This window comes from Rhizobium sophoriradicis (assembly GCF_025200795.1).
GTDB lineage: Bacteria > Pseudomonadota > Alphaproteobacteria > Rhizobiales > Rhizobiaceae > Rhizobium > Rhizobium sophoriradicis.
Genome location: NZ_CP104152.1, coordinates 1219384 through 1232409, shown reverse-complemented (window position 1 = coordinate 1232409; position 13026 = coordinate 1219384). Strand labels below are relative to the sequence as shown.

General features: G+C 61.5%; 14 protein-coding genes. 3 read left to right on the top strand and 11 right to left on the bottom strand.

All coding sequences use genetic code 11. The features are described from left to right. Positions 1-35: 35 nt before the first annotated feature. The gene (gene bcsN / locus N2597_RS06110) at positions 36-1016 is read right to left on the bottom strand and encodes a cellulose biosynthesis protein BcsN (protein ID WP_183596837.1); all 981 of its coding nucleotides are present in this window, start codon (positions 1014-1016) and stop codon (positions 36-38) included. 318 nt (positions 1017-1334) lie between these two features. Between bcsN and N2597_RS06105 the strand changes: the two genes are divergently transcribed. Beyond that, positions 1335-1646 (top strand): DUF1236 domain-containing protein, encoded by a 312-nt coding sequence (locus N2597_RS06105; protein WP_039619014.1) that lies wholly within the window; start codon positions 1335-1337, stop codon positions 1644-1646. Positions 1647-1679: 33 nt separating this feature from the next. Here N2597_RS06105 and N2597_RS06100 read toward each other — a convergent pair whose 3' ends face one another. Then, positions 1680-3323: an ATP-binding protein gene (locus N2597_RS06100; protein WP_183596839.1), complete on the bottom strand. Its 1644-nt coding sequence runs from the start codon at positions 3321-3323 to the stop codon at positions 1680-1682. Between the two features lie 363 nt (positions 3324-3686). Here N2597_RS06100 and N2597_RS06095 point away from each other — a divergent pair, with 363 nt between their 5' ends. Beyond that, the gene (locus N2597_RS06095) at positions 3687-4034 is read left to right on the top strand and encodes a response regulator (RefSeq protein WP_039623176.1); all 348 of its coding nucleotides are present in this window, start codon (positions 3687-3689) and stop codon (positions 4032-4034) included. Between the two features lie 11 nt (positions 4035-4045). Here the strand turns inward: N2597_RS06095 and N2597_RS06090 are convergent, their stop codons facing one another. The 6 genes from N2597_RS06090 to N2597_RS06065 form a co-directional block, all read right to left on the bottom strand. After that, positions 4046-4588, bottom strand: a complete 543-nt coding sequence (locus N2597_RS06090) for a MerR family transcriptional regulator (protein ID WP_096769339.1) — start codon at positions 4586-4588, stop codon at positions 4046-4048. A gap of 151 nt (positions 4589-4739) precedes the next feature. Then, on the bottom strand, positions 4740-5078 hold the full coding sequence (locus N2597_RS06085; protein ID WP_009987526.1) for an integration host factor subunit alpha: 339 nt from the start codon (positions 5076-5078) through the stop codon (positions 4740-4742). A gap of 106 nt (positions 5079-5184) precedes the next feature. Then, on the bottom strand, positions 5185-6156 hold the full coding sequence (locus N2597_RS06080; protein WP_039623174.1) for a beta-ketoacyl-ACP synthase III: 972 nt from the start codon (positions 6154-6156) through the stop codon (positions 5185-5187). Between the two features lie 20 nt (positions 6157-6176). Further along, positions 6177-7223, bottom strand: a complete 1047-nt coding sequence (plsX, locus tag N2597_RS06075) for a phosphate acyltransferase PlsX (protein ID WP_038692436.1) — start codon at positions 7221-7223, stop codon at positions 6177-6179. 99 nt (positions 7224-7322) lie between these two features. Next, positions 7323-7877, bottom strand: a complete 555-nt coding sequence (locus N2597_RS06070) for a YceD family protein (protein WP_038688112.1) — start codon at positions 7875-7877, stop codon at positions 7323-7325. A gap of 11 nt (positions 7878-7888) precedes the next feature. Continuing rightward, the gene (locus N2597_RS06065; protein WP_077993430.1) at positions 7889-8479 is read right to left on the bottom strand and encodes a ubiquinol-cytochrome C chaperone family protein; all 591 of its coding nucleotides are present in this window, start codon (positions 8477-8479) and stop codon (positions 7889-7891) included. A 184-nt stretch (positions 8480-8663) separates the two neighbouring features. Between N2597_RS06065 and N2597_RS06060 the strand changes: the two genes are divergently transcribed. Continuing rightward, positions 8664-9197, top strand: a complete 534-nt coding sequence (locus N2597_RS06060; RefSeq protein WP_038688110.1) for an outer membrane protein assembly factor BamE — start codon at positions 8664-8666, stop codon at positions 9195-9197. Positions 9198-9478: 281 nt separating this feature from the next. Here N2597_RS06060 and N2597_RS06055 read toward each other — a convergent pair whose 3' ends face one another. The 3 genes from N2597_RS06055 to ribH form a co-directional block, all read right to left on the bottom strand. Next, positions 9479-11617 (bottom strand): sodium-translocating pyrophosphatase, encoded by a 2139-nt coding sequence (locus tag N2597_RS06055; RefSeq protein WP_039619006.1) that lies wholly within the window; start codon positions 11615-11617, stop codon positions 9479-9481. Between the two features lie 199 nt (positions 11618-11816). Continuing rightward, positions 11817-12299, bottom strand: coding sequence for a transcription antitermination factor NusB (gene nusB / locus N2597_RS06050; RefSeq protein ID WP_183596842.1), 483 nt, complete (start codon positions 12297-12299; stop codon positions 11817-11819). A 3-nt stretch (positions 12300-12302) separates the two neighbouring features. After that, complete coding sequence (gene ribH / locus N2597_RS06045) at positions 12303-12758, bottom strand: 6,7-dimethyl-8-ribityllumazine synthase (protein WP_004674116.1); 456 nt, start codon at positions 12756-12758, stop codon at positions 12303-12305. Positions 12759-13026: the final 268 nt, after the last annotated feature.

Sequence of the window (13026 nt, the reverse complement as noted above, 5' to 3'; positions counted from 1 at the left end):
GTCCGAAAACCGCTCACACTTTCCGGCATCATGCTCTATCTCCGGCAGACGGCCGTCATGGCCGCGTCGCCTATGCAGTCCGGCGACGGCACGGTGACGCCGATAGCCCTTGCCGATTGTTCCAACGGCGCTGCGGCCGCCTCCGGCGCCGCGTTCGTCGGCGGCGCCTCGCCCGGCAGCGGCACGCGCGGGCCGATCGGAGCAGGCAACGGTGCGGCGCCTTGCGCCGGTTGCCGGCTCGGGGCGCTGCGAACTGGAGCCGTCCGCGGCAGACTGGTTACGGCAGGCGCCGGCTCATAACCGATCGGCATCGGACTGGCGCGATATCCGCCCTCGTCGGGATAGATCGGAGCGCCGGTACGCCCGAGCGCCGCGTCAGCGGGCGGCGGAGCGCCATAGGGGTTCCAAATCACGCCGTCGAAGGTGCCTGTTATCGTGTAGCCGTAGACAATGCCCAGCAGCTGGCGCTCGGATGCGCGCGCATCGCATAGGCGCAGACGCAGCTGGATCATGCCGAAATTGCGGGCCTGCGTATTGGCGGCCGCGCTGGAGCGGATCTGTTGCCAGGCAAAGATGCAGGCATCGCCGGCGCGGCTTCGGCCGGAGGCATAACCGAATGGGCCATAAGCGTTTTGCAGGAAGGTCGCCGAGGTAGCCATCGGGACGCCGGGGGCAGCGCGGGCCATTTCGCGGGCAATAGCGCTCTCGTTGATCATGCTGAAGCCGGCATTGCCCGTTCCGGGATTGGCGCCGGAGGCGCCGAAAAACTGGATCTTCAGAAAATTCTGGCCGGGCACCGAGGAGGACGTAAACAGCGAGACCATCTGTTCGACGCCATTGCCACGCTTGCGCTCGACGACGCTGACGATCGATGGGCCACCCGGCGGCGGCAGAACCAGCGCCTTTTCAGGCGCCACCGCCTCCGGCCCGGAAGGCTGCCGCACACCGCCTGTCGACGTGCAGCCGGCGATCATGCCCGCTACTGCCACCAGCGATATCGTCTTCCGCAAGCGCATGTGTCGAGCCGCCGCAACCGTCTTTCCAGATGTCCATTCGCGAACCGAAACGCGACGGACCTTCGAATCAACGACCACCCGGCCGTTCGCCTGCCATAAACCGCCGACATGGTTAACGAAGGGTAAAGAGCCCGACCCTGCTGCCACCGGACGACTCGCACTGAATGTGATTCGGACAGCTCAACCGTATGGAGCATAAATTGGCTTAGCAACAAGGAATCGGCTCCCCGCCTCTGCCACGACGGCAAGCTGCTGGCGGAACTATGCCGTATGGGCGGCGTTGCCTTGATGTTCAGAGTTCAAAAAGGAGAACATCCCATGCGTAAGATCATGCTGGCTAGCGCCGCCATGCTGACCATCTGCTCGGCCGCCTTTGCACAAAGCACCGTCGTTGTCACCGATCCCGCACCTACCGGCTCCGTCGTCCTGCCCGGCGAGGTGCGTACCTATGTCATGGAGCAAAACACGCCGTCCGTCGTCTATGACGGCGAGATCACGGTTGGCACCACGCTGCCGGATACTATCGAAGTCCATACTGTGCCCAACGCCGACTACGCCTACACCGTCGTCAACGAGCGGCGGGTGATCGTTGAGCCGAAGACGCACCGCGTGATCCAGGTTCTTGAATAAGGATTTGAGGGCGGGAGACGCACGGCTGCCACGTCACGGCCCCTCGTCTCCCGTCCTTACCGGCATATTCAAAAGCTCGCGGATCTTATGGGCGAGCTGCTCGAGGCTGAAAGGCTTGGCGAGCAGCGAAACGCCGTGATCAAGCACGCCATTGTGGACGATGGCGTTTCGCGTGTAACCCGTGGTGTATAGGATTCTGATCGTCGGCCATTTTTCCTGAACGGCGTCGGCAAGCTGACGCCCGCTCATCTGCGGCATCACAATATCGGTGAAGATCAAGTCGACGTCCGGATTCTCCTCCAGAAGGAGAAGCGCGTCTGGGCCGCCTGCCGCCTGCAATACGGTGTAACCGAGTTCATGCAGGCTTTCGGCAGTCATGGTGCGGACGTGTTCGTCGTCCTCCACCACCAGAATCGTATCGTTGACGCTGCCCTGAGGAATCGGCTGTGCTCCAGCGGCCAGGCGGGCGTCCGCCCTGCCGACGTGACGCGGCAGATAGATCTTCACCGTCGTGCCGCGGTCGATCTCCGAATAGATCTTGATGTGGCCGCCGCTCTGCTTGATGTAGCCGTAGACTTGGCTGAGGCCGAGTCCCGTCCCCTTGCCGGGTCCTTTGGTGGTGTAAAACGGGTCGAAGGCGCGGTCGATCACATCAGGCGACATGCCGGTGCCGGTGTCGGTAATGCTGATCATCACATACTGGCCCGCTTCGACCTCCGAATGCATCCGCGAGTACCGCTCATCTAGTTCCGTATTGGCAGTCTCGATCGTCAGATGACCGCCGCCAGGCATGGCGTCGCGTGCATTGACGGCCAGGTTCAGCATGGCGTTTTCGAGTTGGCTCAGATCGGCAAAGCTCGGCCAGAGGCCGCCGGCGAGAACGGTTTCGATGCGGATATGTTCGCCGAGCGTGCGTCGCAGCAACTCCGACATGCCGCCGACCAGCTTGTTGACGTCGATCACCTCCGGGGCGAGCGGCTGCTGGCGCGAGAAGGCGAGAAGACGCGCGGTGAGCACCGCGGCCCGCTGGGCTCCATCTCTTGCATTCTGAAGGGAGTTGAGCAGGCGCGGATCCTCATGTCCCGTCATGCGCCGCTGAGCGAGATCGAGATTGCCGATGATGATCGCCAGCATGTTGTTGAAATCATGGGCGACGCCGCCTGTGAGCTGACCGATCGTCTCCATCTTCTGCAACTGCCGGACCTGCGCCTGGGCGGCGGCATTCTCTTCCATCTCGTGCCTGAGTGCGGCAGTGCGCTCGGCCACCGTCTCCTCCAGGCGCGAATTGAAACTGTTGAGCTCGGAGCGAAGGCGGCTCTGCCGGCCATGGGCGATGATGATCATCTCCATCAGTCCGATGATGATCGCGGCATTGACCAGATAGGTCGAAAGACCAACCCACTGGCCGACGCTGACCGGCCAGAACGCGCCATGCGGCTCGACGAAAAACTGCTGAACGACGAAGGCCGCAACCATGGCCGCGACAATGCCCGGCCCGGCGCCGCCGATAAAACTGGCGAGCAATATCGCCGGGACGAAGCTCAGGAAGGGAAAACCGGAGAGATAGTCGCTGGCGGCAAGTCGCAGAATGAACGTCAGACCAACGAAGGCAACGGCCAGCGGATAGGTGTAGCCCGGCCTGTGACGCAGCCAATCCGTGGCACTCAGCAAATCCATTCCACACCCTTTCTCCCCGCGCGTCCGTTCAGACGCGCAAAGGACGCTGCAACGCTTTGAATTACTGCATAATTTGATCCGTAAATCGATTCCGATTTCAGGAATTATGCGGTAGCCGTCGCCGAAACGGCATACCAGCTTTTGCACATCGAATTTCGCCGGGCAATATAGTGTTTCCAAAGCACGGCGCGATCTTTCAGATTCGCTTGCCGTGCCTTAACCTTTTATGTTTACACATGTCGTGTCGTAAAACCGCGCCACGGTTTTGCGCGACAGGTCTGCCGCCGCGCGCAGCGTCTTGACGCGTTGCACAGCGGGCCAGATAAATCTTCGTGCCCGGCAAGGGGAATGGTGGACGGGATCATGAAAGACATATTCATCGTCGAGGACGATGCACTGATCGCCATGCTGCTCGAGGACATGCTCAGTGACCTCGGCTATCGGGTTTGCGCGACTGCCCCCGATCTGGAACGGGCGCTCGCAACTGCCAGAGACACTGAGTTCGACGCCGCCATCCTCGACGTCTCGCTTGCCGGCCGGAGTTCGCTGCCGGTGGCAAAGCTGCTCGACGAGCGCGGCAAACCTTATCTCTATGCGACTGGCTATGGCAGTGCACCGGAAGGGAGCACCCCAAGCACTCTGCCGGTGCTGCGAAAACCCTTCCAGCTCAGCGAGCTCGAACAGGCGATGAAGCTGCTTGCCGAAGCCTGAGGAGGGTTTCCTCAGCGCACCTGATCGAGCAGACGCTTGCATTCGAGGAGATCGTAAAGCGCCTCCTGCAGCAGCGCCCTGTCTTCCTTGCCGACGCTCGACTTACCGATCGAGACTTCCGGCTGATCGTCGTCTCCGGCGACGAAGTTGAAGAACCGGCGGGTGATCGGCGGCTTGGCGCGGCCGACGATCTGGTCCTCCTCGGACGTGCCGACGCGCGGCTCGCCCGATCCCATCTCCTGCACACCCGAGGCAAGTGCCTCGACGCTGGCGAGATCGCCGTGGCCGACCGATATGACGAACTTGTTGCCATTGGTCTTCAGAAGCTTCTGCACGCCCTTGATCGTATAGCCGTGATCATAGAGCAAATGCCGGATGCCCTTGAGAAGGTCGACATCCTCCGGCCGATAATAGCGACGGCCGCCGCCGCGCTTCATCGGCTTTATCTGGGGAAACCGCGTTTCCCAGAAGCGCAGCACATGCTGCGGCAGATCAAGATCGTCTGCGACTTCGCTGATGGTGCGAAAGGCATCGGGGCTCTTGTCCAACGTCATACTGCTACGCAACCTCGCAGGCTCGATCCAACGGCGACTCACCATATTTCAAAGGTTTGGCGCCGACAATTCAAGTCATGTGTCGACGTTGCGCACAGGCGATGGACGATGCGAGTGAAAAAAGGCCGTTCCGAGCAGGACGAAGCCGATATCAGAGGGCTGGGTTCTGCGGCTTCAGCTTGACCTTGCGAGAGACATGCGCCTTGAGGATGCGCGTCTTCAGCACGTTCGATGCCTTGAAGGTCATCACCCGGCGGGGAGAGATCGGAACCTCCTCGCCGGTCTTCGGGTTGCGGCCGATTCGCTCGTTCTTGTCGCGAACCTGAAAGGTGGCGAAGGAAGAAAGCTTGACGGTTTCACCGCGGACGATGGCATTGCAGATTTCGTCGATGACGGTTTCCACAAGTTCGGCGGATTCCGTCCGGGAGAGGCCAACCTTTCGGAAAACCGATTCCGCCAGGTCTGCTCGCGTCACTGTTTTTCCGGTCATGGTTTCCCCGCCCAATACAAATTATTTTGTGAAAGCGAAGGAAGAGTATTTGTCTTGCGCCCCACGGTCAAGCTCTTGTTCGCCGCCAGTTTTTTAGGATTCGTGCTTACCAGCGCAACAGAACGGCGCCCCAGGTGAAGCCGCCGCCCATCGCTTCGAGCATCACGAGGTCACCCTTCTTGATGCGGCCGTCGCCGGCAGCGGTCGCAAGGGCGAGCGGGATCGAGGCAGCCGAGGTATTGCCGTGCAGATCGACGGTGACGACGACCTTTTCCGCAGCGATGTTCAGCTTCTTCGCCGAACCGTCGATGATGCGTCGATTGGCCTGATGCGGCACCAGCCAGTCAAGATCGTCGGCGGTGGTGCCGGTCGAATCGAACGCAGCCTGGATGACATCGGTGATCATGCCGACGGCATATTTGAAGACCTCGCGGCCTTCCATGCGCAGCTTGCCGACGCTGCCCGTCGTCGACGGTCCGCCGTCGACATAGAGCTTGTCCTTGTGCGAACCGTCGGAGCGCAGATGGGCGGTCAGCACGCCGCGGTCGGCAGACGTCCCCTCGCCTTCGGCCGCTTCGAGCACGATCGCGCCGGCACCGTCGCCGAAGAGCACGCAGGTTGTGCGGTCGTTCCAGTCGAGAATGCGCGAAAAAGTCTCCGCGCCGATGACCAGAACGCGTTTTGCAAGGCCGCCGCGGATATAGGCGTCGGCGGTCGTCACCGCATAAACGAAACCGGTGCAGACGGCCTGAACGTCGAAGGCGAAACCGTGGCTCATGCCGAGACGGTTCTGAATGTTCACCGAGGTCGCCGGAAAGGTGTTGTCAGGCGTCGAGGTGGCGCAGATGATGAGATCGATGTCGGCGGGCGTCAGGCCGCCATTTTCGAGCGCCGCCCGCGCGGCAGCCTCGCCGAGCGAGGCCGTCGTCTCGTCGTCACCGGCCACGTAACGCTGGCGGATGCCGGTGCGCTGGACGATCCATTCGTCCGATGTATCGACGATGGCCTCCATGTCGCGATTGGTCATAACGCGCTTCGGAAGTGCGGCTCCGAACCCGCGAACCACTGAACGGATCATATTCGATTGTACCCCATCGCTCATGCCGCTTCCGGGCCCATCGGGGGCAGGCGCTTGGCATGATATTTCTTAAGATCGTTTTCTATTTTCTGATTGAGGCCGTTCTTGGCCATATCGTAGCCGACTTCGATGGCGGCGGCGATGCCTTCGGCATTGGCGCCGCCATGGCTCTTGATGACGATGCCGTTCAGGCCGAGAAACACGCCGCCATTGACCTTGCTCGGATCGAGCTTCTCGCGGAGCATGTCGAAGGCGCTCTTGGCGAAGAGATAGCCGATGCGGGCGAGCAGCGTGCGCGACATGGCCGCACGCAGATATTCGGCAATCTGCTTGGCAGTGCCTTCAGCGGTCTTGAGCGCGATATTGCCGGAGAATCCTTCGGTGACGACGACGTCGACGGTACCCTTGCCGAGATCGTTGCCCTCAACGAAGCCGGAATATTCGAGCGAATCGATGTTCGCCTCGCGCAACAGCCGACCGGCCTCCTTGACCTCTTCCTGGCCTTTCACCTCTTCAACGCCGACGTTCAGAAGTCCGATCGTCGGACGTTCGATCTCGAAAAGCGCGCGCGCCATAGCCCCGCCCATCAGGGCGAAATCCATCAGCTGCTGCGCATCGGCGCCGATCGTCGCGCCGACATCGAGCACGATGCTCTCACCCTTCAGCGTCGGCCAGATCGCCGCGATCGCCGGGCGTTCGATATTGGCCATGGTGCGAAGACAGAACTTTGCCATCGCCATCAGCGCCCCGGTATTGCCGGCCGAGACCGCGACATCGGCATCGCCCGTCTTCACCGCCTCGATCGAACGCCACATGGTGGAGATATAGCGGCCGCGGCGCAGCGCCTGGCTCGGCTTCTCTTCCATGCTGACCGCAAGCTCGCAATCGTGAAAGACCGATTTTTCCTTAAGTTTCGGAAACTTGGCGAGAACAGGATCGCACTGTTCCTTAAGACCGTAAAATACGAAGGAAATATCCGGATGCCGATCCAGCGCCTTGGCGGCGCCGGGGATGACAACCTGGGGACCAAAGTCGCCACCCATGAGGTCGAGAGATATTCTGATCACGCGTCCCTGATCCTTCTTTCCGCCGAGGGGCGAAATTTCGGCCAAAATACCGGTTTTGCCGTCGCATACAACTGAATTGTGCCAAACGCCAGAGTGGCTTCAGTCCTTTTTCCAGTCCTTGAGGACTGCGAAAGCCGAAGGCTTTTTGTCGTTCTCGCCGCTATCCTCGATATGACCTTCGAACTCGACGCCGTCCTTGCGCGGATAGGGGTCGATCGCAAGAGCGGCGAATTCCGCGACCACCTCGCCGGCGTCGATCGTATCGCCGACAAAGGTCTCGGGCAGATCAGGACCGTCGGGGTCGAGCAGCATTTCGCCGGCATCATTGCCGGGCTGCCGGGCAAGCTTGGAACCCTCAGGCACGAAGATCTGCTCGAAGGTTTCGTCGATGGCGGCTTCGACCGGTTCCAGCGTCACGACGCAGGACTGGACGATCTTCGCCTGTACCCGGCCCTTGACGCGCACGCCGTCGCGCTTCCAGCGGGCAATCTGCAGGTCGGCGCTGAGATTCTCGACGGAGACGACGCTCCAGGCCTCGGCAAGCGCCTTCAATTCGCTGGCGTCGGCCTCGATATGGACCTCGACGGGGTTGGCGGAGATATGGCCGACCTTCACGCGATAGGAGAAGGGAACATCGTCCCGATCGTTTTTCATCGTTTCCTCCTTCAGACAACCGGCGGCAGAGTTGCCGCGCCGCTGGCAATCATCTCCTCCGGAACGGCGGACAATTGGGCTTCGGCCGCCATCATCCAGTCGGCGAGGCCGGACAAATCGGCTGGGACGGGACTTTCGGGGTAGATATTGCGCTGGAGGGCAAGTGCGAGCGCTTCGCGATCGCCGGCATCCATCGCCTTCGAATAGGCTTCGAGCCGGCCGTAGAACATGCCGGCGAGCTTCTTCATGCGTTTCGGCACGCTGTTGTCGCCAATGCCGAGTTCGCGGATCGAATAGTCGATGTCCTGGAAAAAAGCGTCGACGATCTCCTGGGCGATTTCCTGACCGCTAACGGCGGAGGCGCGCGTGCGGCGAAAAAACAGAATCATCGCGATCGACAGCATTTCGAAACGGCCCATGACCGTATCCGGCACATTGAGCCGCTCATAGAGATCAGGCATGCGCGCGGCCGCCGTCAGCGCCGCATATTGCCTGTCAACGATCGCCTGATTGTTGTTTTTCTTGCGGAAGAGTCCGAAGATCATTGTTTTTTCCGGAAATGCCTCAATCTTCACGCCGGCTGGCGTCCGGCCTTGTTGCATGATTTCGAAAGCTGGTTTACCGAAGCAGGCGCGAATTGCAATGCCGATCGTGGCCAGTTTCGGGACGATGCCTTCGAGGCGTCGGCGGAACGAATTCGGGAATTCGACCCGGAATGGCCACAATGGTTTTGCAGGAGGAAGCGTGTAAAGCCCAAACGGCTGCTATCGACACTCAAGGGAGTAGATGTCGTTGAAGAAACGGTATTTCAAGTCTGACATGAAATTCTTCAGCAACGCGGCCATTGCCTTCATAATCGCCTCCACCACTGCTCTTTCGGGCTGCCAGACCGGCACCGTGCTCAATGGCGGATACGTCGCCGACCAGCAGTCGCTGGACCTCGTTCCAGAAGGCTCGAGCCGCGAGCAGGCGCTGCTTTCGCTCGGCACCCCGTCGACGACGGCGACCTTCGACGGCGAGGTCTTCTATTACATCTCACAGCGGCGCACGCGTTCGGTCGCCTTCCAGAAGCTGAAGGTCGTCGATCAGAGCGTTCTGGCGATCTATTTCGACAAGGACGGCGTCGTCAGCCGGCGCGCCAACTATACGCTGCAGGACGGCAAGGTGTTCGACACGATCGGACGCGTCACGCCGACCGGCGGCAAGGAACTCACCTTCCTACAGCAGATGCTCTCCGGCGGCAGCGCTGCGAGCGCCGCCCGCAGCCTGTTCGGCGGCGGCGCCGGCGGCACACCGCAGAACCCAAGCAGCCTGCGCTGATCGGACAAGCTTCAACGACAAAACCCGCCGGATCGCTCCGGCGGGTTTTTTGTTGTGAAACCTCGCTTTTCAAACAGGCATCTCGGCCGGGGGATTGGACGTCCGCCCCTCATCCGGCTGCGCCACCTTCTCCCCGCAAACGGGGCGAAGGGGATAAGCCGCGATCTCTCCGGCCCCCGCTTGCCTCTCGCGGGGCAAGTCCCCTCGCCCCGTTTACGGGAAGAGGGTTAGGGTGAGGGGCAGCGCCATCGACGGTCGGCGCCGTGGAATTGCAGCATGCGTCAACCGGCGAGGACCGCGAGCAGCAGCAGCGCGACGATATTGGTGATCTTGATCGCCGGGTTGACGGCGGGACCGGCTGTGTCCTTGTAGGGATCGCCGACGGTATCGCCGGTAACGGAGGCCTTGTGTGCATCCGAACCCTTCATGTGACGCACGCCGTCCTTGTCGACGAAACCGTCCTCGAAGCTCTTCTTGGCATTGTCCCAGGCGCCGCCGCCCGAGGTCATCGAGATAGCGACGAAGAGGCCGTTGATGATGACGCCGAGCAGCGATGCGCCAAGCGCGGCAAAGGCGGAGGCCTTGGAGCCGGAGATCAGTAGCACGCCAAAATAGACGACGATGGGCGCCAGCACCGGCAGCAGCGACGGCACGATCATCTCACGGATAGCCGCCTTGGTCAGAAGGTCGACGGCCTTGCCGTAATCCGGCTTTTCCGTGCCCTGCATGATGCCCGGCTTCATCTTGAACTGACGGCGCACCTCCTCGACGATCGAGCCGGCGGCGCGGCCGACGGCTGTCATGGCGATGCCGCCGAAGAGATAGGGGATCAGACCGCCGAACAGCAGGCCGGCGACGACATAGGGGTTCGACAGTTCGAAGGAGATTTCGCCGATATTGGCAAAGTAGGGATATTGGTCGCCGTGGGCGGCGAAATACCTGAGATCGTTGGCGTAGGCGGCAAAGAGCACCAAGGCACCGAGACCGGCCGAGCCGATCGCGTAGCCCTTGGTGACGGCCTTCGTGGTGTTGCCGACGGCGTCGAGCGCATCGGTCGACTTGCGCACCTCGGGCGGCAGATGCGACATTTCGGCGATGCCGCCGGCATTGTCGGTGACCGGGCCGAAGGCATCGAGTGCAACGATCATGCCGGCAAGGCCGAGCATGGCGGTGACCGCGATGCCGGTGCCGAAAAGGCCGCCGAGCTGATAGGTGGCGAGAATGCCGCCGACGATGACGATCGCCGGCAGGGCCGTCGACTCCAGCGAGACCGCAAGGCCCTGGATGACGTTGGTGCCGTGGCCGGTGACCGACGACTGGGCGATCGAAACGACGGGGCGTTTGCCGGTGCCGGTGTAGTATTCGGTGATGACCACGATCAGGGCGGTGACGACAAGGCCGACGAGACCGCAGATGAAGAGGTTGGTGCCGGTCACGTCGGCGCCGGCAACGGTGCCGAGCGAGCCCCAGCCGACGGTCAGCGAGGTGGCGGCACCGAGACCGATGATGGACAAGAGACCGGTGACGATGAGGCCCTTGTATAGAGCGCCCATGATCGAGCCGTTCGAGCCGAGCTTGACGAAGAAGGTGCCGATGATCGAGGTGATGATGCAGGCGCCGCAAATCGCCAGCGGATAGATCATCGCCGACTCGAGGATCGGCGCGCCGGCAAAGAAGATCGCAGCCAGAACCATGGTGGCGACAACGGAAACCGCATAGGTCTCGAAAAGGTCGGCGGCCATGCCGGCGCAGTCGCCGACATTGTCGCCGACGTTATCGGCAATCGTCGCCGGGTTGCGCGGATCGTCCTCGGGAATGCCGGCTTCCACCTTGCCGACGAGGTCGCCGCCGACATCGGCGCCCTTGGTGAAGATGCCGCCGCCGAGACGGGCGAAGATCGAGATCAGCGAAGCGCCGAAGCCGAGCGCCACCAGTGAATCGATGACGTCGCGCGAGCCGCTCTCATGGCCGAGCCCGACGGTCAAAATGGTATAGTAGATGGAGACGCCGAGCAGCGCGAGGCCCGCCACCAGCATGCCGGTGATCGCACCCGACTTGAAGGCGATGTCGAGGCCTGCGGAGAGGCTGGCGGACGCGGCCTGCGCGGTGCGCACGTTGGCGCGGACGGAGACGTGCATGCCGATGAAACCGGCAGCGCCTGACAGTACGGCGCCGATCAGGAAGCCGATGGCGGCCGTGGCGGAAAGAAGCAGCCAGGCTGCGATGAAGACGACGACGCCGACAAGGGCAATGGTGCGATACTGGCGCGTCAGATAGGCCTGAGCGCCTTCCCGGATATAGCCCGCGATCTCCTGCATCCGGCTGTTGCCCTGATCGGCGGCAAGCACCGACCGGGTTGCCCAGGCGGCATAGACCACCGAGAGCAGACCGCATGCGATTACGCATAAAAGAATGGTCATTTCGCTCTTTCCTCCCATAGGCCGGAGCTCACTCCTCCTCCGGCAGATACGCCGCCGAATCGCCTTTCCTCTCCACAGAAATGCCACAGCTAAGCCGTGCGGAGATTGCGTGGTCGATCACGTGGCGTCAAGACCGCAACGGGCGAAAACCATTGCGGCATGAAGAAAGAAACGGGAAGATGGTTTGACGGCTAAGAGGTTACCTCTTCGCCTCGCTGCGAACCTGCTTGGCGATGCGGTCGAGCACGGCGTTAACGAGCTTCGGTTCGTCGTCATCGAAAAACGCCTGCGCGATTTCGACATATTCGGTGACGATGACCGCCACCGGAACGTCCTTGCGGTCAATGAGTTCGAAGACGCCGGCGCGCAGGATGGCGCGCACGGTGCTGTCAAGCCGCGACAGAGCCCAATCATCCTGCAACGCTGCCGCGATCAGCGGATCGAGGCGGACCTGATCGCGCACCACGCCGGAGACGATGGAGCGGAACCAGCCGGCATCGGCCTTCAGATAGGTCGCGCCGTCGATTTCCTGGCCGAGGCGGTGCGCCTCATATTCAGCGACGATTTCCAGAACGCCCGTGCCGCCGACATCCATCTGATAAAGCGCCTGAACGGCAGCAAGACGGGCAGCGCCCCGCTGGTTCGCAGTCTTGACCGGCCGTTCCGTCTTGTCGTCACTCATTCTTCATGCACCCAGTTTCTGCTTCAGCTCGATCATCGTCAGAGCTGCACGAGCGGCAAATCCGCCTTTGTCCTTGTCCGAGCGGCGCGCGCGCGCCCAGGCCTGTTCGTCATTTTCCACGGTCAGGATGCCGTTGCCGATGGCAAGGGACTCGCTGACTGCGAGATCCATCAGTGCGCGCGAGGATTCGTTCGATACGATATCGAAGTGGTAGGTCTCGCCGCGGATGACCATGCCGAGGGCGACATAGCCGTCATAATGCGTGCCGCCATTGTCGTCTCCATCGAGCGACATGGCAATCGCTGCCGGAATTTCCAGCGCGCCGGGAACGGTGACGACCTCAAAGGTGGCGCCGGCTTCCTGCAGAGCAAAGGTCGCGCCTTCGAGCAGCGCGTCGGCCATGTCGTCGTAAAAGCGGGCTTCAACGATCAAAATATGGGGAGCGGTCTCTCTCGGCATGGATTCACCTTCGTTGGCAGGACATTTTCCACTCGGCAGGCCGCGGTCAAAACATGCCTTCATCAGAATGGCAAGCACTTTCGCCCGATGCCGCAACGCCAAAGACGAAATATCGGCAAGGGGATAGCTGCACAGCCGCGCAAGGCTTTCAAACCAGTTTCCCCGGACGCTCGGAAAACGGCAATTCGAAGGCAATTTTCATGAAGAATTATTAATGGATTTTCAGCGGCTTAGCCCATTGAATCGAGAAGAGGACAATGCCAATTCC

Coding starts and splice junctions, on each gene's coding strand:
- bcsN (WP_183596837.1), bottom strand. CDS start 1,016: ATGCGCTTGCGGAAGACGATATCGCTGGTGGCAGTAGCGGGCATGATC.
- N2597_RS06105 (WP_039619014.1), top strand. CDS start 1,335: ATGCGTAAGATCATGCTGGCTAGCGCCGCCATGCTGACCATCTGCTCG.
- N2597_RS06100 (WP_183596839.1), bottom strand. CDS start 3,323: ATGGATTTGCTGAGTGCCACGGATTGGCTGCGTCACAGGCCGGGCTAC.
- N2597_RS06095 (WP_039623176.1), top strand. CDS start 3,687: ATGAAAGACATATTCATCGTCGAGGACGATGCACTGATCGCCATGCTG.
- N2597_RS06090 (WP_096769339.1), bottom strand. CDS start 4,588: ATGACGTTGGACAAGAGCCCCGATGCCTTTCGCACCATCAGCGAAGTC.
- N2597_RS06085 (WP_009987526.1), bottom strand. CDS start 5,078: ATGACCGGAAAAACAGTGACGCGAGCAGACCTGGCGGAATCGGTTTTC.
- N2597_RS06080 (WP_039623174.1), bottom strand. CDS start 6,156: ATGATCCGTTCAGTGGTTCGCGGGTTCGGAGCCGCACTTCCGAAGCGC.
- N2597_RS06070 (WP_038688112.1), bottom strand. CDS start 7,877: ATGAAAAACGATCGGGACGATGTTCCCTTCTCCTATCGCGTGAAGGTC.
- N2597_RS06065 (WP_077993430.1), bottom strand. CDS start 8,479: ATGCAACAAGGCCGGACGCCAGCCGGCGTGAAGATTGAGGCATTTCCG.
- N2597_RS06060 (WP_038688110.1), top strand. CDS start 8,664: ATGTCGTTGAAGAAACGGTATTTCAAGTCTGACATGAAATTCTTCAGC.
- N2597_RS06055 (WP_039619006.1), bottom strand. CDS start 11,617: ATGACCATTCTTTTATGCGTAATCGCATGCGGTCTGCTCTCGGTGGTC.
- nusB (WP_183596842.1), bottom strand. CDS start 12,299: ATGAGTGACGACAAGACGGAACGGCCGGTCAAGACTGCGAACCAGCGG.
- ribH (WP_004674116.1), bottom strand. CDS start 12,758: ATGCCGAGAGAGACCGCTCCCCATATTTTGATCGTTGAAGCCCGCTTT.